The organism is Mesorhizobium liriopis (assembly GCF_024053505.1).
In the GTDB taxonomy this organism is placed as follows: domain Bacteria; phylum Pseudomonadota; class Alphaproteobacteria; order Rhizobiales; family Rhizobiaceae; genus Mesorhizobium_B; species Mesorhizobium_B liriopis.
Map to the genome: position 1 here is coordinate 273071 of NZ_JAMXQS010000008.1, position 23976 is coordinate 297046.

Consider the following 23976-nt stretch of genomic DNA (forward strand, 5'->3'; position numbering starts at 1 on the left):
CGCTTCAGCGGATGGCATGGTCGAGCGTCACCGCGGCAACCTCAACCGGTGGCCGCTCATGCTTGATGACGACGCTGGCAAGACCGGCAAAGCCGAGAAGCGCCTGCACGTAAAGGAGCGTCGATAAAACCGAAACTGCGAAACGGCGATTCATGAGGGTCCTCCGTTGAATTCGAAACTTGCCCGGTGGGCTTCGATGACCGGCTTATCCTGCGGCAACGTAACGGTTTGACGCTTCCGGACGGGTGCTGTGGGCGCGGTTTCGTTTCATTGGCCCGCCCAGCCCTGAGTTTCGTTTAATTGCGAAACGCGCGCGAAACGAATGCAACCGGAAGCCGGCATGCCGGCGAAACATGGTTAATGGACAAGCCCCGCATCGGCGTCGGGGGACGCCTCGCTTCAAAGGGGACGATCCATGCCTGCCTTCTCATTCTCGCGACTGATCAATCTTGCCGGTGCCGTTCTGATCGGCGCGGCCACTCTTCTCGGTGCTGGCCGTGCCGAGGCGGCCAGCCAGATGGTGGCCCGGATCAGCATCTCGGCGCAGCGAATGCTCGTGCTGGTCGATGGGCGTGAGGCGTTCAGCTGGAAAGTCTCGACGGCCGGCCGCGGCTACAGCACGCCGACCGGCACGTTCAGGCCGACGCGGCTGCACGAGATGTGGTATTCGCGCCAGTACGACAACGCGCCGATGCCGCACTCCGTCTTCTTCTTTCATGGCTATGCGGTGCATGCGACCGATGCGGTGAAGAAGCTCGGTCGCCCGGCCTCGCATGGCTGTGTCCGGCTTCACCCCGACAATGCGGCCGACTTCTTCACGCTGGTCGAAACCTTCGGGATCGCCAACACCGCGATCGTGATCACCGAGTGAGGCGTCACGTCCAGCCGTAACGGACGAGGTGGAAGAAGATCGGGGCTGCGAAGACAAGGCTGTCCACGCGGTCCATCATGCCGCCATGGCCCTCGATCAGGTGGCCCCAATCCTTGACGCGGCGGTCGCGCTTGATGGCGGACGCCACCAGCCCGCCGAGCGTGCCCATCAGGCAGGAGACCAGGGCGACGCCACCGGCCTGAAGCGGCGTGAAGGGGGTGAGCCACCAGAGTGTCGCACCCAGAAGGCTCGCCAGAACAAGACCGCCGATCAGCCCTTCCCACGTCTTGGACGGCGACACGCTCGGCGCCAGCTTGTGGCGGCCAAACAGCTTGCCCGACACATATTGCAGCACGTCGCTGCCCTGCACCACGACCAGAAGAAAGGCGACGAGCAGAACCTGTCTGCCCTCGAAACCGGCAATCGGCAGCCAGACGAGGGCCGCGATATGCGAGATGCAATAAACGGTCGCCATCACGCCCCATTGCTGCTCGGCCACGCGATAAAGAAAGTTCTCCGTGTCGCCGCGCAACACGGTCAGCGCCGGCAGGAACAGAAAGCACCAGACCGGCACGAAGATCGCGAAAAGCCCGTACCAGTTCGTCCAGACCAGCCAGTACTGGATGGGGAGGGCGACGAAGAAAAGCGCGAAGAGCGGCCAGTGGTCGGCGCGGCGGGACACCGTCAGCGTCATGAACTCGCGGAGAGCCGCGAACGAGACCAGCGCGAAAAGCCCGATCACCGTGTAGGGGCCGGCAAGGATGGCGGCCGCCAGCACCGCGATCATCACCCACCATGCCTTGATGCGCTCGTCGAGATTGACCAGCGTGGCGTCGGGCGTTCCCGCCCGGGCAGACAGAAGGGTGGAAACGAGGCTCGCCACCGTCAGCGTGCCGAGCAGGCCGCCGAACAGATATGTGGTCTCAGGCATCATGAGCGGGGCTCCTTGGGGTCGAGCGCGGCAAGGCTCAGTCGGGCGCGTTCAAGAAAGGCACGGCGTTCCTCGTCTGGTTCGGGCCTGATCGGCGCGCCGAAAACCACGCGGCAGAGAAGCGGCACGGGCAGGAATTCGCCCTTGGGCAGCACGCGCGACATGTTTTCGATGAAGCAGGGCACGAGCTCGATTTCGGGGCGCGCCACCGCGAGATTGTACAGACCGGAGCGGAAGGGCAGCAGGCCCTTTTCCGTTTCGGTGTTGCGGGTGCCTTCGGGGAAGATGATCAGCGAGCAGCCGCGATCGAGCACGTCGAGCATCGCCTGCATGGGATCGCCCATTCGCTTTTCCCTGTCGCGCTCGACGAGCACGGAGCGTAACAGGTCGGTCGCGATGAAGCGGCGCACAGCGCTCTTGCTCCAATAGTCGGCTGCCGCCAACGCGCGGGTGCGCAACCGTTCGGCGGGCGGCAGGCAGGACGAAAGCAGAATGAAATCGCCGTGGCTCGAATGATTGGCGAAGTAAATCCGCTGTTTCGCCGAGGGTGCCGTGCCCGCCCAGACGGGGCGGACGCCGGTGATCGTGCGGGCGAGGCCGGCAAAGCCCGCGGCAGCCGTGCGCCGCAGCGCGCGCGCGAAAAAACTCTCGGTGCTCATGCCTGGACGCCCAGGCGAACGCGGTTGGCGACGGTGGCGAGCGCGAGGAGCGTCAGAAGCGGAAAGGCGATCAGGAAGATTTCGGTGAAGTCGATGCCGAAGCCGACAAGAAAGCCCAGCGCGCCGATGCCGAAGGCACGGTCGCTCTTGCCGAGCGGCCCGGCATAGTTGCGCCCAACGCCCGCGGCCTGGCCCAGCACGCCGGCGAACTCGGCAAGAAAGCTCACGAAGATGAAGCCAAGCACGGCCCAGGGCTGGAAGGGCGCGACGAAGAGGAAGGGCAAAGCGAGGGCCGCGTCGGACACGACGTCGCACAACTCGTTGAGATATTGGCCGAGCTTTGAGGCCTGTCGGTGCTCACGGGCCAGCATCCCGTCGATGGCGTTGAGCGCCATGCGGATGAAGAGGAAGAGCGGCAGCAGCAGAAAGAGCGGACGGATGTCACCGGCAAAGGAAAGCAGTGCCCCAAGCGCGACCGACAGGCCGGCAGCACCCAGCGTTACCTGATTGGCGGTGACGCCGGCGTCGGCCAGCCGCTCGGTGAGCGGACGCAAGAGGCCCTGGAAGCGTGGCTTGAGTTGATAAAGAGTCGCCATGTTGCGGGTCCTTTTCCCTGTCGCGAGCCTTGACTTGGGCTCCGTCCGACACCAGATATTGAACGACGTTCATATTTATATGAACATTGTTCAGGAAGCGCAAGCCCCATGGTCGGAAAAGTTTCGGAACGCCGTGAAGCCCTGCGCCAGACCCTGGTCGAGGTCGCCGAGAGCATGGTCGCGCATGAGGGCTTGAGCGCCCTGCGCGCCCGCGATGTGGCAAAGGAGGCGGGCTGCGCGCTGGGTGCCATCTACCTCCATTTCCCCGACATGGACGCGCTGGCCGCTGCCGTGAATGCCCGTACGCTGCAGCGTTTGGAGGGGGAGGTCGCCGAAGCCTTCGAGGCGGCGCAGGCGCGCGACAACCCCAAGCGCGCGCTCGCAACGCTCGGCACGACCTATGCGCAGTTCGTCTGGGAAAACCCGAAGCTCTGGTCGGCGATCTTCGAACTCGGCTTTCGGCAGGGGGAGGCCGCCGAGCCGCCGCAGTCGCCCGAGCATTTCCGACTGCTCGCGGCCATCGTCGCACCCTTGCGCGCGCTGCTGCCCGATGGCGATCCGGCGGTGATCGAGGCGCATGCGCGGGCGCTGTTCTCTGCCGTGCATGGCATCGTGTCGCTCAGCCAGCAGCGCCGCTTCATGGCCGTCGAGCGCGATCAGGTGGCGGGCGAGATCAGCTTCATCGTCAACGCCTTCTGCGACGGCGTATCGGCCTCAAAGTGAAACGGTGAGCGCGCCGTCCACATAAAGCGTGTGGCCGTTCACGAAGCTCGACGCGTCGGAGGCGAGGAAGATGCAGGCGCCGACCAGTTCCTCGACTTCGCCCCAGCGCCCGGCCGGCGTGCGCTTCTCCAGCCATTCCGTGAAAGCAGGGTCTTCGACCAGCGCCTTGTTGAGCGGCGTCTTCATGTAGCCGGGCGCAATCGCATTCACCTGCAAGCCATGCTTCGCCCAATCCGTCGCCATGCCCTTGGTGAGGTTCGCAACCGCACCCTTGGTCGCGGTGTAGGGTGCGATCGAAGTTCGGGCGAGGGCCGCCTGAACCGAGGCGATGTTGACGATCTTACCCTTGCCGCGACCGATCATATGGCGCGCCACCGCCTGGCCCGCATGGAAGACGGAAGCGATATTGGTCTGCAACAACGCCTCGAAGCGGTCGGCGGGAAAGTCTTCGAGCGCCGCGCGATGCTGCATGCCGGCATTGTTGACGAGAATGTCGATGGGCCCGCGATCCCGCTCGAAGCCGTCGATGGCCTCGCGTACGGCATCATGCTTGGTGACATCGAAAGAAATGGCCTGAACGCCGAGCCCGTCCGCCTTCAGCGTCGCCACCGCCTCGGCCAGCTTGGTTTCATCCCGGCCGTTGAGCACGACACTCGCACCGGCACGGGCAAGCCCGCGCGCCAGCGCAAGCCCGATGCCTTGCGAGGATCCCGTCACCAGCGCGGTGCGATGGGTCAGATCGAACAGGCTGAGATCGGGCATGGAAACTCCTCAAGACCGCCCGAGCGTGAAGCGCCCGGCCTTTTCGCGCAAGAGCGGCAAGCCCTCTTCCAGCACTTCATCGAGACGAGCCTCTGCCGACAGCGTGACGGAGCCGTTGAACGCGATCGTGTCGAGGCTCGCAAACACCGCCGTCCAATCCACCATGCCACTGCCCGGCACGCCGCGATTGGCCTCGGCCAGTCTCACGCTCGCGAGAAAGGGCGCCGCCGTCTCGAAGCCTGCAGCGAAGCTCTTTTCCTCCGCATGCATGTGGCTGGTGTCGAGCGCGATCACGAGGTTTTCGCTGCCGATCCGCTCCACCGCCCTGAATGCATCCTCGGCACGGTTGAACAGGCGCGTCTCGTAGCGGTTGGCGGGTTCGACCGCGAGACGCACGTCATAGACCAGCGCGGCCTTCGCCGCCCGCTCCAGAAAGCGTGTCGCCTTGTCGAGCGCGCGCTGCCCCTGCGCCTTCCGATTGCCCCGCACGCCATAAAGCATGCCGCCCAGAACAGGGCTGTTGAGGTCCGCGCAATCGCGAAACACCCCTTCGAGAAGGGCCAGCGCATCGTCGGCGGAATCCTGCGGATCAAAGAGCGCGGGCAGGTCGCAGACCGCCGAAAGCTCGAAGCGCGCGGCGTCGGCCAGCCCGCGCAAACGGCGCGCATCGACGCTTCGCGGCCGCTCCAGCCTGATCTCCAGCGCGCCGATCCCATGCTCGGCCAGCCGGTCCATTTCACGCTCCAGCCGGCCGGGGTCCTGATCGGGGGAAACGAGCGTGGCGTCGAGACCCAAAGTGCTCATTCGAATTTCCTTGCATCGGCCCGAAAGGCAGGCTTTTAGAGGGCCTGACACAGCCCCGGCGGTCGGCCCGTCGGGTCTTTTCCGCTGCTGCTTCGTTGCCGATGCTCGCCTATGCGCTGCATAGGCTGTGCTCGGTGCCTTGCAGCAACAAAAAATCCCTCAACGGTCCTCAACCCTGGGACTGTGTCAGGCCCTCTTAACCGTCAAATCCTGGAGGAGAAAGAGTTTGAGCGAAAAGCCCCTCGTGATCAGCGCGCCCGAGCCGCGTTCGCTCGACCTGATCTTCTCCGACGATGCCCGCACCGCCCTTCATGAGCGCTACGACATCTTCGAATGCGAGGCGCATGAGGTGGCGACGCTGTCGGACCATGTGCTCGGCGAAGCGCGCTACATCATCGGCCAGCCACCGCTCGATGGGGCTGCGCTCGCCAAGCTCAAATCGCTGCGCTGCATCTTCAACGTCGAGTCCAACCTCTTTCTCAACATGCCCTATGACGAGGTGTTCAGGCGCGGCATCCATGTGGTGACGACCGGTGCGGTCTTCGCCGAACCGGTCGCGGAACTGGGCTTGGGCCTTGCGCTCGATCTCGCCCGCAGCTTCACCGATGCCGACCTCCTTTTCCGCGAAGGCAAGGAATTGTGGGGCGGCGACGGCAACGGATCGGCGCGGCTCCTGTCGGGTTCGGAAATCGGCATCATCGGCTTCGGCGACCTCGGCCGTGCGCTGAACCGTCTGCTCTCGGGCTTCCGCGCCAAAGTCCGCGTCTTCGACCCCTGGCAGCCCGCTTCCACCCTGCGCGATCAGGGCGTCGAGCCGGCAAACGTCGAAACCGTGCTGTCGCAAAGCGACACCGTGTTCGTGGTGGCTTCCGCGACATCCGAGAACCAAGGCTTCTTGGGCCGCGAAAGCTTTGCCTCGATGCGAAAGGGTGCTGCCTTCATCCTGCTTTCGCGCGCCGGCGTGGTCGATTTCGAGGCGCTGATGGATGCGGTGCGCGCCGGTCACATCGTGGCGGCGAGCGATGTGTTCCCGGAGGAGCCCCTGGCCCTCGACCACCCCGTCCGCACGCTTCCCGGTTTCCTGCGCTCGGCCCACCGCGCAGGCGCGCTCGACATCGCCTTCAAACGCATGGGCGACATGGTGCTCGAAGACATGGCGCTGCTCGACCAGGGCCTGCCGCCGCTTAAAGCAAAGCGCGCCGAGCGCGAAACCGTGTCGCGCATGCGCTCCAAGCCCGTGACGCGCAACTGAGAGGCAGCCGGCCATGATGCTCGTGCGAACCTATGTGGGCCCGAGCGCCATCGAAGGCGTCGGCGTCTTCGCCGCCGAGCCGCTCGCCCGGGGCACCGAGATCTGGCGGCTCGAACCCAGCTTCGACCGGTTGATCCCGCGCACAGTCTACGACCAGGCCGAGCCTGTCTTGCGCGAACTCCTCGACCGCTACGCCTATCCGAGCCAGGACGATCCCGACATCCTGATCTTCGAAGTGGATAGCGGGCGCTTCATGAACCATTCGGACGACCCCAATGGCGGCTTCCCCCCAAGCGGCGGCGGCATCGCCCTGCGCGACATCGCGGCGGGCGAGGAGATCACCTGCGATTACGGCGAGTTCTACGGCGCGTTCGAACTCTTGCCCGGCAGATCCGCCGAATGAAGCGGCTGGTGGTCGTCGGCAATGGGCCACTCTCGCGCGATCTGGGCGAAGTGGTCGATACGGCCGATTTCGTCGTCCGCTTCAACGAGCCCAAGCAGGGCATCGGCATGAGCGGCTCGCGCACCGACCGGCTGATCATGGCCAATTCCGGCAAGCCGATGGAGCGGCGGCTGCGTGACCCCAAGCTGATCCCTTCCGCCATCTTCCAGAACGCGGGCGAGATCATGCTGGCCTACCACCCGGCCATCATCCGCCGCTATTTCCGTGCGCCCAACCTCCTGTCGCGGTTGAAAGGCCGTCGCACCGACTGGACGTTGCCGACAATCGAGAAGTTCGGCGCGGCGGGCAAGGAAATCCGCATCATGCCGGTGCAGTTCTATCTCGACGGTTGCCGCGAACTCGGCGTGCCGGAGGAGAAGATGCACGAGATCTTCCCGTCCACCGGTTTTTTCGGCATCCGGCACGCGCTCAACACATTCCCAATGGATCGGTGGCGCCTCGAACTCTGCGGCTTCTCATGGTCGGGCTGGCGCCGCCATGCCTGGGGCGACGAGCGGCGATGGGTTGAAAGCCGCGTGGAAAAAGAGTTGATCCACATCATCGACGCGGCGGAAAAATAGAGCTAAGCCCCGCCCGCCTAATTGGAGCCAAATCATGAGCGAAGCATTCAGGATTTTCATCGGCTGGGACTCGCGCGAGCCGATCGCCTACGAAGTGGCGAAGAAGACCGCGCTGGAGAATTCCTCGATCCCGCTCGACATCCAGCCGATCAAGCTCGACGAACTGGTCGAGCGCGGCGCCTATACGCGCGACATCGATCCGCTGGCTTCGACCGAATTCACCTATTCGCGCTTTTTCACGCCCTATCTCGCCGGCTATGAAGGCTGGGCGCTGTTCTGCGACTGCGATTTCATGTTCTTCGGCGATCTTGCCGACCTGCGCAAATATGAAGACCCGTCCAAGGCCGTTCTCTGCGCGCAGCACGACTACCAGCCCAAGGACGGCGTGAAGATGGACGGCAAGGTCCAGACCGCCTATCCGCGCAAGAACTGGTCGTCCTTCATGCTCTTCAACTGCGCGCACCCCTCCACCCGGCAGCTGACGCCCGAGCGCATCAACAGCGAGACCGGCGCATACCTCCACCGCATGCAGTGGGCGCAGGACGACGAGATCGGTTCGCTGCCGATCGAGTGGAACTGGCTGGAAGGCTGGAACCAGAAACCGGCATCGGGCACGCCGAAGGCCGTGCACTACACGCGTGGCGGCCCCTGGTTCAAGGATTGGCAGGACGTGGATTACGGCGACCAGTGGCGCGCCGAAGCCGAAAAGATCGAGCCGGGCTTCAAGCCGATCTGATCAGGCCGATCTGATCGGAATTTCTTCTCGATTCAGAATAAAACGGGCGCTTCCCTCGAAGCGCCCGTTTCCGTTTGAGCCCTTCTTGAGCGCCGAATAGGCAACCGCGATCTGGGCTGCCAGCGCCGCATTGTTCTTGATCAGGGCGATGTTGGCGCGCAGGCTCTCGCCCTTCGACAGTTCGTTGATGCGCGCGAGCAGGAAGGGCGTCACCTCCTTGCGCGCGATGCCCTTGGCGTCGGCTTCCGCCACCGCATCATTGATCGTGCCGGTGATGAACGCGTCCGTCAGCGCATCGGCTTCCGGCACGGGATTGGCGACGAGGATACCGGTCTGCGAGCCCATCGCCTCGTGCAGCGCCATGGCTTTGGCGATGTCTTCCGCGCTGTCGAGCCGGTGGTCGGCCTTGAGCCCGCTCTTGCGGGTGAAGAAGGCGGGGAAGTCCTCGGTGCGGTAGGCGATCACCGGCACGCGCTGGGTTTCCAGATATTCCAGCGTCTTCGAGATATCGAGGATCGACTTCACGCCCGCGCAGATCACCGTCGTGCCGGTTTGGCCGAGTTCGGTGAGGTCGGCGGAAATGTCGAAGGTCTGCTCCGCCCCGCGATGCACACCGCCGACGCCGCCCGTGGCGAAGATCGGAATGCCGGCAAGCGCCGCGATGCGCATGGTGGCCGACACGGTGGTGCCCGCCGTGCCCTTGCGCACCATGACAGCCGCCAGATCACGGCCCGAAGCCTTCACAGCATCTTTCGATTGCGCGAGCGCTTCGAGCTCGGCCGCGTCGAGGCCGGCGCGCAACTCGCCGTCGATCAGCGCGATCGTCGCGGGCACCGCGCCGTTCTCGCGCACCACGCTTTCTACCGCCTGCGCCGTTTCGAGATTGGCGGGGAAAGGCATGCCGTGGGTGATGATGGTGGATTCCAGCGCGACCACCGGGCCGCCGGCTTTCAGCGCGTCCTCGACCTCGCGGTTGAGGCGGATTTGGATGGGAGCCATGGGCTTCTCCTTATTGTTCGAGCCGGCGTGCCTGGGTGGCGAGAAAAGTGGGGGACAGGTCGGGATGGACGCTCGACCGGCTTTCGGTAGTCAAGGTAGCCAAAAGCGCGCCGGTGCGGGCGGCTTGGGTCAAAGGCGTGCCATCGAGCAGGCGGGACAGGGTGCCGGCAATCATCGCATCGCCCGCGCCGGTGATATCGACCGGACGGGCGGGCACCGGCTCGTGGAAGGCGACGCCGTCTTCGGTCGCGAGCACATAGCCTTCCGCGCCAGTCGTCACCAGCACCTGGGCCACGCCGCGTGCGCGCAGGGCGGCGGCGAATTCGTCGGCTTGGCCGCGCGTGACGCCCAGAATGGCGCGGGCTTCGTCGCGGTTGGTGAAGAGCAGGTCGATGGCGCTGAGGTCATCGGGCAATCGCGCGGCCTTGGGCATCGAAACCGTGTCGATGGCGAGCCGGAAGCGGGCGGACAGTTTCTTGGCGAACAGCGTTCCGATCGTCTCGGCCGGCAGGTTGCAGTCCATGAACACCCATGACGAGGCCGCGAGGTGAGGCCAGATGCGCTCGATGTGAGCGGGCTGGAAGAGGTCGAACACCTCCATGTTGGCGATGCCGAGCGCCAAGTCGTTGTCGGGGCCGAGGATCGCTGCATATTCGGCCGTTGGGCGCTCGGATGTCGAGAGAACCTGGCTCACATCCGCGCCCAAGGCACCGAGATGGGCGAGGAGCGCCCGGCCGCCCTCATCGTCGCCGACGATCGAAATGAACGATACATTGGCTTCCAGCCGCGCGAGATTTTCGGCGACATTGCGGGCCACGCCGCCAAAGGAACGTGAGCCCTGCATCGGGTTCGAGGTGCCGAAAATCAGTTCGCGCCTCGCATGGTATTTGCGGTCGAGCACTGCACCGCCGATCACTGTGATGCGCTGCGGCTCGGGCAGAACATAGCCGCGCCCGAGAATGTAGCCTTTCTGGGTCAGGCTCACGACATGGGCTGCAACCGTCGAACGGGCGAGGCCGAGGGCGGAAGCGATCTCCTGCTGCCCGGCGAACGGGTTGCGCGCGACGAGATCGAGAACCGCCTGTTCCTGCGCGCCGAGTTCGTCCTTGGAAGCCATCCGCATCCCACCGTGATGGCAGGTGCTATCGCGCTAAACAGTTGTTTATGTCAACAACTGGATTATTGGCTGACGTCGATCACGACCCGGCCACGGATCTTGCCGGCCACGATGTCCTGCGCCAACTGGGGCAGGGCGGAGAGCGGTTCCATGCGTGCGATGGCAGCGAGATGCTTGCGGTCGAGATGCGCGGCCAACAGCGCCCAGGCACGCTCGCGCTTCGCCTGCGGTGCCATCACCGAATCCACGCCGAGCAGCGCCACGCTCCGCAGGATATGGGGGAGAACGGTGCCGGGCAGATCCGCGCCACCTGCCAGACCGCAGGCCGCCACCGCGCCGCCATAGACTGTTTGCGCCAGGAGATTGGCGAGCGTGGTTGAGCCCACCGAATCGACCGCACCCGACCAGCGTTCCTTCTGCAGCGGCCCGCTCTTTTCGGAGAGGCTCGCCCGGTCGACCAAAGCCGAAGCGCCGAGGCTCGACAGGTAGTCGCGCGTCTCGGCCCTGCCGGTGGAGGCGGTGACCCTGTAGCCTTTCGCGGCAAGCAGGCTGACCGCCGTGGAGCCCACGCCGCCAGCCGCGCCGGTCACCAGCACTTCGCCGCTGCCCGGCTCGATCGTGCCCCAATCCTCCAGTGCGTTTACGCAAAGCGCCGCCGTATATCCGGCCGTACCGATGGCCATCGCCTGTTCGGCCGTGAAGGCATCGGGCAGGCGTACCAGCCATTCGGGCTTCACGCGGGCGAAGCGCGCATAGCCGCCCCACTCGGTTTCCGACAGACCCCAGCCATTGACGATGACCTTGTCGCCGGGCTTCCACGCGTCGGAACGCGATTCCCTCACCGTTCCAGCGAGGTCGATGCCCGCCACCATCGGCAGGCGGCGTGCGATGCGGCCCTTGCCGGTGATCGCCAGGCCATCTTTATAGTTGAGCGTGGAAAACGCGACCTCGACCAGCACATCATGGTCGGGCAGGTCTGACAGGCTGAGCGTCTGGAACCCGGCCTTCGGCTTGCCCTCTTCATCCACGATGGTCAGGGCCCGAAAGGTCTCGCTCATGCGCCACGCTCCATTGTCTTGTGCCGGGATGATGTGCGCTCGGGAGTTGCCAAGGCAACCCCTCGGTCAAGTGGAGCGAGAGTTCTGAGCGCCTTGCCAATAGTCATACTATATGACACTAGCTTGGGTATGAGGGTGCCTGCCATGGCACCTGTCCGGAACAGCATAACAGGGCGGAAAGCCCGACGCCAAAGCGCTTCGAGGGAGGCATCGTGTTCACGATCGGCATCGACTACGGCACCAATTCCGTGCGCGCGCTCGTGGTGCGCTCAAGCGACGGCGCGGAGTTCGGCTCGGCCGTGGTGAACTATCCAAGCGGCACGCAGGGCGTGCTGCTAGACCCTGCCAACCACCATCTCGCGCGCCAGCATCCGGGCGATTACCTGTTCGGGCTTGAGGAAAGCGTTCGCGGCGCACTGGCTGAAGCCGAAGGCAAAGACGGATTTTCCGCGGATCAGGTCGTCGGTCTGGGTGTCGACACCACGGGCTCCAGCCCGCTTCCGGTCGATGCGCAGAATCAGGCTCTGGGCCTCTTGCCCGAATGGAAGAGCAAGCTTGCGGCCCAGTGCTGGCTCTGGAAGGACCATACGAGCTGGCGCGAGGCGCAGAGCATCACCCAGCGCGCCGCCGAGCTTCGCCCGCAATATATCGCCAAATGCGGCGGCACCTATTCGTCGGAATGGTTCTGGGCAAAGATCTGGCGCTGCCTCAACAGCGCCCCTGACGTGTTCGAGGCCGCCCATTCCTGGGTCGAGCTGGCCGATTGGGTGCCCTCCGTGCTCGCCGGCGTGACTGACCCACGCCTGATCAAGCGCGGTGTATGCGCCGCCGGCCACAAGGCGATGTATGCCGAGGATTGGGGCGGCCTGCCGGACAAGGAATTCCTGTCGGCACTCGACCCCAAGCTCGCGGACTTGCGCGATCGTCTTTACGACACGGCTTACGATGCGTCGGAAGCTGCCGGCAATCTTTGCGCCGATTGGGCCGAAAAGCTCGGCCTGAAACCCGGCATCCCGATCGCCATCGGTGAGTTCGACGTGCATTACGGTGCTATCGGCTGCGGCGTTACCGAAGGCACCTTGGTCAAGGTCATCGGCACCTCCACCTGCGATTGCGGCGTGGTCTCGGCCGACAAGACGGTGGCGGACATTCCCGGCATTTGCGGCATCGTCAAGGGTGCCATCCTGCCCGGCTATTACGGCATCGAGGCCGGCCAGTCGGCGGTCGGCGACATCTTCAAATGGTGGGTCGAGGGCGTCTGCAAGGGCGACGCAGCCCTTCATGGTGAACTGACCAGGGAAGCGGAAGCCTTGCGTCCCGGCCAATCCGGTCTTCTCGCGCTCGACTGGAACAACGGCAACCGTACGATCCTCGTCGACCAACTCCTGACCGGCCTGCTTGTCGGCCAGACGCTCTACACGACCCGGGCCGAAATCTACCGCGCGCTGATCGAGGCCACCGCCTTCGGCGCGCGGGCCATCATCGAGCGCATCCGCGAATATGGCGTGCGCATCGACCGCGTGGTCTGCACCGGCGGCATCGCCGAGAAGAACGCGCTGCTGATGCAGATCTATGCCGACGTGACGGGCTGCACCATGCAGGTCGCGGCATCGAGCCAGACCTGCGCGCTAGGCTCGGCGATTTCCGCTGCCGTTCTGGCCGGCGCGCATCCGAGCTTCGAGGCGGCGCAAGCCGCGATGACCTCGCTTCTTCCCGTCGAATACACCCCGCGCGCGGCGGAGCAGGCGACATATGAAGAGCTCTATCGCCTCTACCGCGATCTCCACGACAGCTTCGGCGGGCTTTCGCGCTCGGCCGATCTGTCGGGCGTCATGAAATCGCTTCTCGAAATCAAATCCGCCGCTTCGGGCGAATAAAGTACAGGAACATCCACGATGATCGAACTCGCCTCGCCGAAGATCTGGTTCGTTTGCGGCTCACAGCACCTCTACGGGCCGGGCCCGCTCGCGCAGGTCAGCGAGCACGCCAATGAGATCGCGCGCAATCTGGCCGCCTCCGGCAATCTCTCGCTCGAACTCGTCGCCAAGCCGATCGTGACGACACCCGAAGAGATCGCCAAGCTCTGCATCGCGGCCAATGCGGACGAGAGCTGCGCCGGCCTGATCTTCTGGATGCACACTTTCTCGCCGTCCAAGATGTGGGTCCGCGGCCTCGGCATCCTCAACAAGCCGTTCCTGCACCTCCACACGCAGTTCAACCGCGAACTGCCGTGGGACACGATCGACATGGACTTCATGAACCTGAACCAGTCGGCGCATGGCGACCGCGAGGCGGGCTTCATCCACACGCGCATGCGGCTGGCGCGCAAGGTCGTGGTCGGCCACTGGTCGGACCCGGAAGTGCAGAAGCGCATCGACGCCTGGATGCGTGCGACCCGCGCCTGGGCCGACTGGCAGGGCGCGCGCTTCGTCCGCTTTGGCGACAATATGCGCTTCGTGGCCGTGACGGATGGCGACAAGGTCTCGGCCGAGATGAAGTTCGGCTTCGCCACCAACACCCATGGCATCGGCGATCTGGTCGCCAAGGTCGATGGCGCAATCGATGCGGAAGTGTCCAGGCTCATCGAGGAATACGAGGCGACCTATTCGCTGGCCGAAGACCTGCGCAAGGGCGGCGCGCGGCATGAGAGCGTCCGCTACGGCGCGCGCCTCGAACTGGGCCTGCGCGCCTTCCTGTCCGAAGGCGGCTACAAGGGCTTCACCACCACCTTCGAGGACCTGCATGGGCTTCGCCAGTTGCCGGGCATGGCGCCGCAGCGCCTGATGGCGGACGGCTACGGCTTCGCGGGCGAGGGCGACTGGAAGACGGCGGCCCTCGTGCGCGCCATGAAGGTGATGGCGCACGGCCTCGAAGGCGGCACCTCCTTCATGGAGGATTACACCTATGACCTGACGCCGGGCGGCGAAAAGGTGCTCGGCTCGCACATGCTCGAGATCTGCCCCTCCATCGCCAGGGACAAGCCCAGCCTCGAAGTGCATCCACTCGGCATCGGCGGCAAGGAAGACCCGGTGCGCCTCGTCTTCAACGCGCCCACCGGCCACGCTCTCAACGCCTCGCTGGTCGATCTCGGCAACCGCTTCCGCCTGATCGTCAACGAGGTGGACGCCGTCGAGCATCCCGATCTGCCGAAATTGCCGGTCGCCCGCGCGGTATGGGAATGCCGCCCGGACTTCAAGACCGCCTGCGCCGCCTGGATCTATGCGGGCGGGGCGCACCACACCGGCTATTCCTACGCAGTCACGACCGAGATGCTGGAAGACTTCGCCAATATCGCCGGCATCGAGACGGTGGTGATCGACGCCGACACCAGGCTCTCCTCGTTCAAGCAAGAACTGCGCAACAACGAAGTCTACTATCACCTGGCACAAGGCATCAGGGCTTAAATGGATGCTCACCGAACTCAAGCGCGAGGCCTATGAGGCCAACATCGCCCTGCCCAAGCAGGGGCTCATCAACCTCACCTTCGGCAATGCGAGCGCCATCGACCGCGCCCAGGGCATCTTCGCCATCAAGCCGAGCGGCGTGGATTATGCGGTGCTCAAGCCCGAGGACATGGTTCTGGTCGATCTCGACGGCAAGCGCGTCGAAGGCGACCTCAATCCATCCTCGGACACGCCCACCCATCGCCGGCTGTTCCTCGCCTTCGAGAGCATCGGGGGCGTCGTGCATACGCATTCATCCTGCGCCACGGCTTTCGCGCAAGCGGGCCGCGCAATCCCGATCTTCGGCACGACCCATGCCGACTATTTCGCGGGCGATGTGCCGGTCACGCGCAAGATGACGGCAGACGAGATCGCGTCCGCCTACGAATGGGAAACCGGCAACGTCATCGTCGAGCGCTTCCGTGATCTCGACCCGGCCGACTATCCGGCCGTTCTCGTCAACCGCCATGCGCCCTTCACCTGGGGTCCGACAGTGGCGAAGGCCGTGGAAGCCGCCGTTGCCACCGAATGCATCGCGCATATGGCGCTGATGTCGCTCCAGCTCGCGCCACAGCTGGAAGTGATCGAAACCGAACTGCTCAACAAGCATTTCAAGCGCAAGCACGGGCCAGACGCCTATTACGGACAGAAGAAGGCTTAAGCTCAGGGGGAGCCGAAAACAGGTCGGGCCAAGCGCCCGACTAAATCACGAAGAATGATTTATTGGTGTCCACGGCAGGATTCGAACCTGCGACCCCAGGATTCATACCACTTCGGCTTCCGCCGCCGCCTCTGAACTGCGAGGCGTTCGTGGTCTGGACTGTCCCTTCGCCATGAGCCCGAAAGCCGTTAGGCGCTGCCCGTCCAGTCTCTACACCTTCCCGTCCTTTCGGACCGGCTTGGCTCGGGATCGGCTGGCCGCGACCGGCTGAAGCGTTCCCCGACTTTGAGCAGATTCACCAGGGCCGTTTCCGCGCCCGGTGCCCAATTCAATAGGAATCCTGTGCTCTATCCTGCTGAGCTACGTGGACATCGGGCGCTTCTGTAGCAAGGCGCAGCGGGGTCGTCACCTCCCCGATAGGAAAATTCCTACCGCGCTTCGAGCATATCCCGCAGGAAGCCTTGCGCTTCCGAGGCCGGCACGTCGCGGGCGATGAAGCTCTGGCCGATCCCATGGGTCAGGATAAAGGTCAGCTTGCCGCCTTCGACCTTCTTGTCCTGCAACATGAAATTCATCAGCGTCTCGGCGTCGGGCAGGGGGCCGGGAATGTCCTGGATGCGGGTCGGCAGGCCGGCGGCCTTCAGATGCGCTTCGACACGGACGGCGTCGTCCGGGCTTGCCTGGTTGAGGCGGGCGGAGAAACGGTGGGCCAGCGCCATGCCGATGGCCACACCCTCGCCGTGGACGAGGCGGGTACTGTCATAGGCCGTGGCGCCTTCGAGCGCATGGCCGAACGTATGGCCGAGGTTGAGAAGCGCGCGGTCGCCGCGCTCGAACTCGTCGCGCAACACGACCTCGGCCTTGGCGCGGCAGGACTGGGCGATGGCTTCCGCGCGCGCCGAGCCGCCTGCGAAGATGTCTTCGCGATTTTCTTCGAGCCAACGAAAAAAGTCGGGGCGGTCGATCAGGCCGTATTTGACGACCTCGGCATAGCCGGCACGGAACTCGCGCGGGGACAGCGTGTCGAGCACGCCGGTATCCGCCAGCACGAGGCGGGGCTGGTGGAACACGCCGACGAGGTTCTTGCCGAAGGCTGAGTTGATGCCGGTCTTGCCGCCGACGGAAGAATCGACCTGCGCGAGAAGTGAAGTCGGGACCTGGATGAAGGGCATGCCGCGGCGGGCGATGCCGGCCGCAAAGCCGACGAGATCGCCGATCACCCCGCCGCCGAGCGCGATCAGCGCGTCACGGCGCTCGAGGCGCTGGGCGAGGGCGAAATCGACGACCTCCTGGAGATAAGTGAAGCTCTTGGTCTTCTCGCCGGCGGGCAGGGTGAGGGAGGCCGCCTCGATGCCGGCCGCACGCAGGCCGTCGAGCAGCGCGGGCAGATGATGTGTTGCGACGTTTTCGTCCGTCACCACCGCTGCGCGCACCTGGCCCAAGCGCGAAGCGATCTCTTCGCCAGCGCGCGCCAAAAGACCGTTGTCGATCAGGATGTCGTATTCGCGCCCTTCGAGAGGCACATGGACGCGTTCGGTCATGCTTTGGCTGGACTTTCGAGGTGGGTCTTGAGGGCCGAGACCACTTCCGAAGCGATCACGTCCTTTTTCTCGTCGCGGGTGTGCACGGTAAGGTCGGCCAGCGCGTAGGTCGGATAGCGCTGGTCCATGAGGCGCAAAAGGATGTCGCGCGGATTGCCGGTCTTGAGGAGCGGGCGGTTGTTCTTGCGGCCGACGCGGTCGAGCAGAACGTCGATCTCGGCTTTGAGCCAGACCGAGACGCCATGCGCGGCAATGGCTTGGCGCGTCTGCTCGTTCATGAAGGCCCCGCCGCCGGTGGAAAGCACCTGCGGGCCGTTTTCGAGGAGGCGGCCGATCACGCGGGTTTCGAGCGCCCGGAATTCGGGCTCGCCGTAGAGCTCGAAGAGTTCGGGCACCGTCAGCCGCGCGGCACTTTCGATCTCATGATCGCTGTCGAGAAAAGGCAGATCGAGCAAATGCGCGACGCGCCGGCCGATCGCCGTCTTGCCTGCGCCCATCAACCCCACGAACACGACAGTCCGCCGCCCGAGAGCGGAAACGAGGTCTGTCGCGGCGCGAGGCAAATCCACCGTCTCTTCCGACATGAATTCCTGCCCACCCGAAGGGGGGTTCCAACCCAAAAGCGGGCTTGCGTCAAGCTGGAGCTGTGCCTCTCATGCACTTGCCCCGCCTATGCGCTGGCTCGTAAAACGGCCCCAAGGGACCCCATTCTCCACGCCCCGGGGAGACGATGCCGACTCTTTTCAGATTTATCGTGACTTTGGCCGTTCTGGCCGCGCTCGGCTATGGCGCGATGATCGCGCTGGTGACTTTCGTCGAGCCCAGGCAGCGCCCCATGTCGGATCGCATTGCGCCCGAAAGGCTGAACCCGCAGAACCAGCCGGCGCAGCCCGCACCCAGCCAGGCGCAGCCCGCCCAGCCGCAGGCGCCGGCGCCGGCGCAGTAAACCCATGGGGGCGAGCGGGCGGATCGAGGCATTTCTGGAAATGATGGCGGTGGAGCGCGGCGCGAGCGCGCATACGCTCGACGCCTATCGCCGCGATCTCGACGATGCGGCCGCTGCCATCGACGGCGATCTCGACCAGGCGGATGCGGAAACGGTGCGCGATTATCTCGACAGCGTGGCCGGCCGGGGCCTGGCGGCGACCACGCAGGCGCGCAAGCTTTCAGCACTTCGGCAGTTCTTCCGCTTTCTCTATACAGAGAACATCCGCACGGATGATCCGACGGGGACGCTTGCGAGCCCGCGCAAGGATCGGCCGCTGCCAAAGACCATGACCGAGAACGAGACCGGGCGCCTGATCGAGCGGGCGGCTACCGAAGCGCGTGATCCCGAGCAGGCGCCGAATGGCGAGGCGCAGGCGCTACGGCTTCATGCGCTGGTCGAGCTTCTTTATGCGACGGGCTTGCGCGTCACCGAACTGGTCGGGCTTCCAGCCTCTGTTGCCCGGCGCGACGAGCGCTTCTTCGTGGTGCGCGGCAAGGGCAACAAGGAACGCATGGTGCCGCTCGGCTCGGGCGCCAAGCGGGCCGTGGCTGCGTGGCTCAGCTATCGCGACAAGAACCCGGCGCTGGCCAAGAGCCGGTTTCTGTTTCCGGCCGATTCGGACACCGGATTCCTGCCGCGCCAGGTTTTCGCGCGTGAGCTGAAAGGGCTCGCGGCACGCGCAGGGATCGCTTCGGAGAAGATATCGCCCCACGTCCTGCGCCATGCCTTTGCGAGCCATCTCTTGGCGAACGGGGCGGACCTGCGGGCCGTGCAGCAATTGCTGGGGCATGCGGATATCTCGACCACGCAGATCTACACGCATGTGCTGGAAGAAAGGCTGGTGCGGTTGGTGAACGAGCATCATCCGCTGGCGGTGGGTTGATTGGGGAGGGACGCGGAGGCGCTGAGTTTGGTGGGAACGTCACCCCCACCCCTTACCCCTTGTGGGGAGGGGTAAGGGGTGGGGGTGACGCCTCCGCCTCGCAAACGCTGAACCAGTTTCAGCCGGCACTCACCTCACCCCATCGAACTCCCGCCGCGCGGCCTTGATCGCAGCGTGGTGACTGTCCGCCCACGCCACCAGCGCGCCCAGCGGCACCAGAACCGAACGGCCCAGCGGCGACAGTGCGTATTCCACGCTCGGCGGCTTGGTCGGGAACACCGTCCGCTCCACCATGCCGTCGCGTTCGAGGTTGCGGAGCGTCTGTGTCAGCATGCGCTTCGAGATGTCGGGTACGGCGCGCATCAGCTGGCTGAACCGCTGCGGCTGGGCGGCGAGGGTCAGGAGAATAAGCGTCGTCCACTTGTCGCCGATCTGGTCGAGGATTTCCCGGACGGGGCAGTTCTCGGTGTAAACGGGCCTGGCCTGCGATGGGCGTTCGGCTGAAACTGTGTCGAGAGCGGGTTCCATGAGGGTTCTCCCGAAGTAACCTTGTGCGGAAATCCTGCCTCCTTTCGGAGGTGCAAGGAAGTCTCTAAGTGAGACCTGCTCTCGATTTCAAACCAAAAAGGTCTTTTCACGATGTCGGATCAGGTTTCACGCATTCTCGTCACCGGTGCGAGCGGACAGCTCGGCAAGCTCGTCATCGATGCGCTGCTCGCCAAGGCACCAGCCAGCCGCATCTCGGCGCTGGTTCGGCGCAAGGATGCGGGCGACGCGCTTGCCGCGCGCGGCGTCGATGTGCGGCTTGGCGATTACACGGATGTGGCAGCGCTCGAAAAGGCCTTCGCGGGCGTCGATCGGCTCCTGCTGATCTCATCGAGCGAAGTCGGGCAGCGCGCACCGCAGCATCGCAATGCGATCGATGCGGCGAAGAGGGCCGGCATCGAGCTCGTGGTTTATACGAGCATCCTGTATGCGGACAGTTCCGTGATCGGTCTGGCGGACGAGCATCGAGACACCGAAGCCTATCTGCGCGCTTCGGGCGTGCCTTTCGTGATCCTGCGCAATGGGTGGTACACGGAAAACTACGCGACTGCCGTGCAGAACGCGCTGGCGCATGGCGTTCACCTGACGGCTGCGGGCGAGGGCCGGGTGAACTCGGCGGCGCGCAAGGACTATGCCGAGGCGGCTGCGGCCGTGCTGTTGCAGGACAGTGTGCAAAGCGGCCGGATCTATGAACTGGCTGGCGACGACAGCTTCTCGCAGGACGAACTCGCGGCGGAAGTGGCGCAGATTTCGGGCAAGCCGGTCGAGACCAAGCACCTGTCGCTGGACGAGTATGAGGGGGCGTTGGGCCAAGCCGGTCTGCCGCCGCAATTCGCGGCGATGTATGCGAATTTCGACAAGGGCACGGCCGCAGGCGCGCTGGCGGATGAGGGACGCGCGCTGAGCACCCTGATCGGGCGGCCGACGACGTCCTGGAAGGAGACGGTGGCCGAGTTGGCGAAGGGGTAAGCGAGCACCGCGTTCCTTTGGGCGTCGAGCTCGGCGTCAACGTCAGCCCCACGCCTTACCCCTCCCCACAGGTGGGAGGGGAGGCGTCATCGGTGTGACAGACTTGGGAGCTTGTCGCCTCGCTTGAAGGAATGAGCGCAACTCTCCGCGCTTTCCCTTCCCCCTATTGGGGTGAGAGGCGACGGTTGAAGGCCGGCAGAAAGCCATGGAGACGGCTTTTCGAGCCTTGAACGCACCGAGCCATGCGAAGGGCAGGTAAGGAGTGGAGGTAACCGCTCCGCCTCACTGGTCTTTTCGCAACCACCCCACCCGAGCAATCACTCATCACCCCCGGCGCTTGCCCATGAGCCGGCATGTCGCTATGTCGGGGGCGCCCGTGGCCTTGCGTTCCGTCCGAATGCGAGGGCGGGCGTCGTTTCATATGTGCAGCCGGCGGGCCGATGTATAATTATCTCGACTTTGAAAAGCCGGTCGCTGACCTCGAAGCCAAGATCCTCGAACTCAAGAAGCTCGGCGAGCAGGGCGAGGCCGTGGATGTGCACGAGGAAATCTCGCGGCTCGAAAAGCGCTCCGTCGATGCGCTGCGCGATGTCTACAAGGCTCTGACGCCCTGGCAGAAGGTACAAGTGGCGCGCCATCCCGACCGGCCGCACTGCATCGATTACCTGTCCGCGCTCTTCACCGACTTCACGCCGCTCGCCGGCGACCGCGCCTATGGCGAGGACCATGCGATGGTCGGCGGGCTCGCGCGGTTTCGCGGCGAGCCGGTGGCGATCCTCGGTCAGGAAAAGGGCTCGGATACCGCTTCGCGCCTCAAGCACAATTTCGGCTCGGTGCGGCCGGAAGGCTACCGCAAGGCCGTGCGCATCATGGAACTGGCGGACCGCTACCAGCTGCCGGTGATCTCGCTAGTCGATACGGCCGGCGCTTATCCCGGCATCGGCGCCGAGGAGCGCGGGCAGGCAGAAGCCATCGCGCGCTCGACCTCGGCCTGTCTGGGGCTCAGGGTTCCGATGATCTCGGTGATCATCGGTGAGGGCGGTTCGGGCGGGGCCATCGCGATCGCGGCGGCCAATCGCGTCTTGATCCTCGAACACGCCATCTATTCGGTGATCTCGCCGGAGGGTGCCGCCTCGATCCTGTGGAAGGACACGACGCGCTCGCGCGATGCGGCGACCTCGATGAAGATCACGGCACAGGACCTGCTCGAGCTCGGCATCGTGGACGCCATCATCCCCGAGCCGCTCGGCGGCGCGCATCGCGGGGCCGAGGCCGTGATCGAAGCGACGGGTGATGCGATCGCGCGCTCGCTGGAAGAGCTGCAGACATCCGGCAAGGACCTGCGCGAGGAGCGCCGTGACAAGTTCCTGCGTATCGGACGCAGCGTTTGACATGAGAGTGTTGCGCTCGCGTGCTTGACGCGAGCCGCGATCGCCTGAAACTCTTGCGGTAACTTCGCTGCAAGGTTAACGGCAGTAAAGACTGAGCGCGGCCTCGAACCGGAGGCCGTTTTCCTGAGCGTGGACCGATGAAGAGATCCGTTGCCCGTGCCGTGCTTCTGGCTGCCGCGCTTGCGCTGGCGGGCTGCACCGAGCAGGCGCTCGAAGATTTCTCGACCACCGGTGGCAAGGAACTCAACAGCAAGATTCTTGCCCGCATGAAGACCAAGGACATGGATCGCACGTCGCCGATCATGGTCCGCATCTTCAAGGAAGAGGGCAAGATGGAGATCTGGAAGGCCAAGACCAATGGCCGCTACGATCTCATCTCGATGTACGACATCTGCAAATATTCGGGGAAGCTCGGGCCGAAGTTCATCGAGGGCGACCGGCAGGCGCCGGAGGGCTTCTACACGGTGCGTCCGGGGCAGATGAACCCGAACTCGCAATATCACCTGTCCTTCAATATCGGCTTCCCCAACGCCTATGACCGCGTGCATGGCCGCTCGGGCCAGAACCTGATGGTGCATGGGGGCTGCTCGTCGCAGGGCTGCTATTCGATGACGGACGTGCAGGTGGAGGAGATCTTCGCGCTGGGTCGCGAAGCCTTCAAAGGCGGGCAGACTGAGTTCCAGATCCAGGCCTATCCCTTCCGCATGACGCCCGCCAACATGGCGCGCTACAAGGACGATCCGAACTACGCGTTCTGGAAGAACCTCAAGGAAGGCTACGACCAGTTCGAGGTCACCAAGGTGCCGCCGAAGGTCGATGTCTGCGAGAAGCGTTATGTCTTCAACGCGACGCCCGAGCCCGGCAAGACGATCTCGCCCGCCGGCGCGTGTCCGGCAAGCGCGCAGCCCGAGGCGTTGCAGACGGCGTTCAAATCCTACCAGACCGGCTACGACGCGGCATTCAATGCAGCGCTGAACAAAGGCGGCACAGAGCCGGCGAGGGCTTCGATCGCCGGCATTCAGGAGGCCAATCTCGTGGCGGACTGGACCAAGCGCCGCGCGCGGGGCGAACGCATCACGCTCGATCCGCCTTCCATGCAGAAGGACGGCACTGTGCTCGTGACCGAGCGCATGGGCCGCATCGATTCAGCCGCCGGCCGCAAGATGGCGGCAGCGGAAGCCGCGGAGGCCGCGAAAAAGAAGGCCGCGGAAGAAAAAGCCATCGCGCTGGCTGCCGCCAAGGCCGAAAAAGAAGCGGCGAAGATCGCGGCAGCGCAGGCTGCGGCGCAGCCGCCGGTGGTTCAGGCTTCGCTTCAGCCCGAACCCGCACCGCTGGCAGTCGCGCCGGAAGAAGGCGGCACGGTGGCCAAGCTCAAGAAGCGGTTCAGCTCCATTCTCGGCAATTGAGCGAAGCGCGGACACTCGACCTGCGGGGACTTCGCTGCCCCCTGCCGGTCTTGCGCGCGCGGAAAATGCTGAAGGGGATGGAATCGGGCGAAGCGCTCGTCGTTCTCACAACCGATCCGCTGGCGGGACTCGATATTCCCGCGTTTCTCGCCGAGGACGGGCACAAGCTCGTCTCGGTCGAGCGCACGGCGTGGGGCCACCGCTTCCATGTCGAGCGGGGCGAGGGCGGTCAGCGGAGCTGAGCGGCGATTGCGCTCTTGTCGATCACGGACCAGACTTCCCTGATCAGGCCGTTCTCGAAGCGGTAGAAGACGTTTTCCGCGAATTGCACGCGGCGGCCATTGATGGGCAGATCGAAGAACTGGCCGCGCGGGGAACAGTCGAAGAGCAGGCGGCTCGCGACATGGGTGCTGTCGGCGACGAGCAGATCGATGGTGAAGCGCAGATCGGGGATTTCGCGGTGGTCGCGTTCCAGCATGGCCCGATAGCCGGATAGGCCGAGCTCGTTGCCGTTGTGGCGCGCGTCCGGTGCCACGAAATCGCCGAGCACGGCCCAGTCCTGACGGTTCAGGCAGTCGATATAGCCGCGATAGCGAGTTTCGAGGTCCCCGGCCATT

The 23976-nt window shown here is 64.7% G+C and carries 28 protein-coding genes; 15 read left to right on the plus strand and 13 right to left on the minus strand.

All coding sequences use genetic code 11. The annotated features are described in order from the left end of the window. Positions 1-4: 4 nt before the first annotated feature. Complete coding sequence (locus NGM99_RS17680) at positions 5-154, minus strand: hypothetical protein (RefSeq protein WP_252821343.1); 150 nt, start codon at positions 152-154, stop codon at positions 5-7. 261 nt (positions 155-415) lie between these two features. On the opposite strand from NGM99_RS17680, the gene NGM99_RS17685 reads away from it, so the two are divergent. After that, positions 416-871, plus strand: a complete 456-nt coding sequence (locus NGM99_RS17685) for a L,D-transpeptidase (RefSeq protein WP_252821345.1) — start codon at positions 416-418, stop codon at positions 869-871. A gap of 4 nt (positions 872-875) precedes the next feature. On the opposite strand, the gene NGM99_RS17690 is transcribed toward NGM99_RS17685, so the two are convergent. From NGM99_RS17690 to NGM99_RS17700, 3 genes are read right to left on the minus strand one after another with little or no spacing between them, the layout of a single operon-like run. After that, a complete protein-coding gene (locus NGM99_RS17690) occupies positions 876-1802 on the minus strand; it encodes a phosphatidate cytidylyltransferase (protein ID WP_252821347.1) in 927 nt (308 codons plus the stop codon). After that, a complete protein-coding gene (locus tag NGM99_RS17695; protein WP_252821348.1) occupies positions 1802-2461 on the minus strand; it encodes a lysophospholipid acyltransferase family protein in 660 nt (219 codons plus the stop codon). Before NGM99_RS17695 ends, NGM99_RS17690 begins: the two co-directional genes overlap by 1 nt. After that, the gene (locus NGM99_RS17700) at positions 2458-3057 is read right to left on the minus strand and encodes a CDP-alcohol phosphatidyltransferase family protein (protein WP_252821350.1); all 600 of its coding nucleotides are present in this window, start codon (positions 3055-3057) and stop codon (positions 2458-2460) included. The genes NGM99_RS17695 and NGM99_RS17700 overlap by 4 nt, the downstream gene beginning before the upstream one ends. A gap of 108 nt (positions 3058-3165) precedes the next feature. Between NGM99_RS17700 and NGM99_RS17705 the strand changes: the two genes are divergently transcribed. After that, on the plus strand, positions 3166-3780 hold the full coding sequence (locus NGM99_RS17705) for a TetR/AcrR family transcriptional regulator (RefSeq protein ID WP_252821352.1): 615 nt from the start codon (positions 3166-3168) through the stop codon (positions 3778-3780). On the opposite strand, the gene NGM99_RS17710 is transcribed toward NGM99_RS17705, so the two are convergent. Both NGM99_RS17710 and NGM99_RS17715 read right to left on the minus strand, forming a co-directional pair. Next, on the minus strand, positions 3772-4542 hold the full coding sequence (locus NGM99_RS17710; protein ID WP_252821354.1) for an SDR family oxidoreductase: 771 nt from the start codon (positions 4540-4542) through the stop codon (positions 3772-3774). The genes NGM99_RS17705 and NGM99_RS17710 overlap by 9 nt on opposite strands. A gap of 9 nt (positions 4543-4551) precedes the next feature. After that, positions 4552-5346 (minus strand): sugar phosphate isomerase/epimerase family protein, encoded by a 795-nt coding sequence (locus tag NGM99_RS17715; protein ID WP_252821357.1) that lies wholly within the window; start codon positions 5344-5346, stop codon positions 4552-4554. A 226-nt stretch (positions 5347-5572) separates the two neighbouring features. Here NGM99_RS17715 and NGM99_RS17720 point away from each other — a divergent pair, with 226 nt between their 5' ends. Genes NGM99_RS17720 through NGM99_RS17735 form a run of 4 tightly spaced genes read left to right on the plus strand, consistent with a single transcriptional unit; the run spans position 5573 to position 8357 of the window. Continuing rightward, positions 5573-6598, plus strand: a complete 1026-nt coding sequence (locus NGM99_RS17720) for a hydroxyacid dehydrogenase (RefSeq protein ID WP_252821359.1) — start codon at positions 5573-5575, stop codon at positions 6596-6598. Between the two features lie 13 nt (positions 6599-6611). Then, the gene (locus NGM99_RS17725) at positions 6612-7001 is read left to right on the plus strand and encodes an SET domain-containing protein (protein ID WP_252821361.1); all 390 of its coding nucleotides are present in this window, start codon (positions 6612-6614) and stop codon (positions 6999-7001) included. Beyond that, positions 6998-7621, plus strand: a complete 624-nt coding sequence (locus NGM99_RS17730) for a glycosyltransferase family 29 protein (protein WP_252821363.1) — start codon at positions 6998-7000, stop codon at positions 7619-7621. The genes NGM99_RS17725 and NGM99_RS17730 overlap by 4 nt, the downstream gene beginning before the upstream one ends. A gap of 34 nt (positions 7622-7655) precedes the next feature. Next, positions 7656-8357: a glycosyltransferase gene (locus tag NGM99_RS17735; RefSeq protein WP_252821365.1), complete on the plus strand. Its 702-nt coding sequence runs from the start codon at positions 7656-7658 to the stop codon at positions 8355-8357. Here NGM99_RS17735 and NGM99_RS17740 read toward each other — a convergent pair whose 3' ends face one another. The 3 genes from NGM99_RS17740 to acuI all read right to left on the minus strand — a co-directional run bounded on the left by NGM99_RS17740 (position 8358) and on the right by acuI (position 11531). Next, entirely contained in the window at positions 8358-9356 is a 999-nt protein-coding gene (locus tag NGM99_RS17740; protein WP_289852537.1) for a pseudouridine-5'-phosphate glycosidase, read from the minus strand. Between the two features lie 10 nt (positions 9357-9366). Then, positions 9367-10473, minus strand: coding sequence for a carbohydrate kinase (locus NGM99_RS17745; RefSeq protein ID WP_252821367.1), 1107 nt, complete (start codon positions 10471-10473; stop codon positions 9367-9369). 62 nt (positions 10474-10535) lie between these two features. Beyond that, entirely contained in the window at positions 10536-11531 is a 996-nt protein-coding gene (gene acuI, locus NGM99_RS17750; protein ID WP_252821369.1) for an acrylyl-CoA reductase (NADPH), read from the minus strand. A gap of 212 nt (positions 11532-11743) precedes the next feature. Between acuI and NGM99_RS17755 the strand changes: the two genes are divergently transcribed. The 3 genes from NGM99_RS17755 to araD are packed head-to-tail and all read left to right on the plus strand — an operon-like array spanning position 11744 to position 15635. Beyond that, positions 11744-13408 (plus strand): ribulokinase, encoded by a 1665-nt coding sequence (locus tag NGM99_RS17755; protein WP_252821371.1) that lies wholly within the window; start codon positions 11744-11746, stop codon positions 13406-13408. Positions 13409-13426: 18 nt separating this feature from the next. Continuing rightward, entirely contained in the window at positions 13427-14935 is a 1509-nt protein-coding gene (araA, locus tag NGM99_RS17760; protein WP_252821373.1) for an L-arabinose isomerase, read from the plus strand. A 4-nt stretch (positions 14936-14939) separates the two neighbouring features. Continuing rightward, a complete protein-coding gene (gene araD, locus NGM99_RS17765) occupies positions 14940-15635 on the plus strand; it encodes an L-ribulose-5-phosphate 4-epimerase AraD (protein WP_252821375.1) in 696 nt (231 codons plus the stop codon). 428 nt (positions 15636-16063) lie between these two features. Here araD and aroB read toward each other — a convergent pair whose 3' ends face one another. After that, positions 16064-17176, minus strand: a complete 1113-nt coding sequence (gene aroB / locus NGM99_RS17770; protein ID WP_252821377.1) for a 3-dehydroquinate synthase — start codon at positions 17174-17176, stop codon at positions 16064-16066. Further along, on the minus strand, positions 17173-17760 hold the full coding sequence (locus NGM99_RS17775) for a shikimate kinase (protein ID WP_252821379.1): 588 nt from the start codon (positions 17758-17760) through the stop codon (positions 17173-17175). The genes aroB and NGM99_RS17775 overlap by 4 nt, the downstream gene beginning before the upstream one ends. Positions 17761-17906: 146 nt before the next feature. Here NGM99_RS17775 and NGM99_RS17780 point away from each other — a divergent pair, with 146 nt between their 5' ends. Both NGM99_RS17780 and NGM99_RS17785 read left to right on the plus strand, forming a co-directional pair. Then, entirely contained in the window at positions 17907-18122 is a 216-nt protein-coding gene (locus tag NGM99_RS17780; RefSeq protein ID WP_252821382.1) for a hypothetical protein, read from the plus strand. A gap of 4 nt (positions 18123-18126) precedes the next feature. Then, a complete protein-coding gene (locus tag NGM99_RS17785; RefSeq protein ID WP_252821383.1) occupies positions 18127-19047 on the plus strand; it encodes a site-specific tyrosine recombinase XerD in 921 nt (306 codons plus the stop codon). 129 nt (positions 19048-19176) lie between these two features. Here the strand turns inward: NGM99_RS17785 and NGM99_RS17790 are convergent, their stop codons facing one another. Then, a complete protein-coding gene (locus NGM99_RS17790) occupies positions 19177-19575 on the minus strand; it encodes a winged helix-turn-helix transcriptional regulator (protein WP_252821385.1) in 399 nt (132 codons plus the stop codon). A 111-nt stretch (positions 19576-19686) separates the two neighbouring features. Between NGM99_RS17790 and NGM99_RS17795 the strand changes: the two genes are divergently transcribed. The 4 genes from NGM99_RS17795 (at position 19687) to NGM99_RS17810 (ending at position 23601) form a co-directional block, all read left to right on the plus strand. Next, positions 19687-20562 carry an SDR family oxidoreductase gene (locus NGM99_RS17795; protein WP_252821387.1) on the plus strand — a complete coding sequence of 292 codons (876 nt, stop codon included), beginning with the start codon at positions 19687-19689 and terminating at the stop codon, positions 20560-20562. A 440-nt stretch (positions 20563-21002) separates the two neighbouring features. Then, complete coding sequence (locus NGM99_RS17800; protein ID WP_252821389.1) at positions 21003-21953, plus strand: acetyl-CoA carboxylase carboxyltransferase subunit alpha; 951 nt, start codon at positions 21003-21005, stop codon at positions 21951-21953. A gap of 137 nt (positions 21954-22090) precedes the next feature. After that, positions 22091-23359, plus strand: coding sequence for a L,D-transpeptidase family protein (locus tag NGM99_RS17805; RefSeq protein ID WP_252821390.1), 1269 nt, complete (start codon positions 22091-22093; stop codon positions 23357-23359). Next, positions 23356-23601, plus strand: coding sequence for a sulfurtransferase TusA family protein (locus tag NGM99_RS17810; RefSeq protein ID WP_289852538.1), 246 nt, complete (start codon positions 23356-23358; stop codon positions 23599-23601). The genes NGM99_RS17805 and NGM99_RS17810 overlap by 4 nt, the downstream gene beginning before the upstream one ends. Here the strand turns inward: NGM99_RS17810 and NGM99_RS17815 are convergent. After that, positions 23589-23975, minus strand: coding sequence for an ester cyclase (locus tag NGM99_RS17815; RefSeq protein WP_252821394.1), 387 nt, complete (start codon positions 23973-23975; stop codon positions 23589-23591). The genes NGM99_RS17810 and NGM99_RS17815 overlap by 13 nt on opposite strands. Position 23976: the final 1 nt, after the last annotated feature.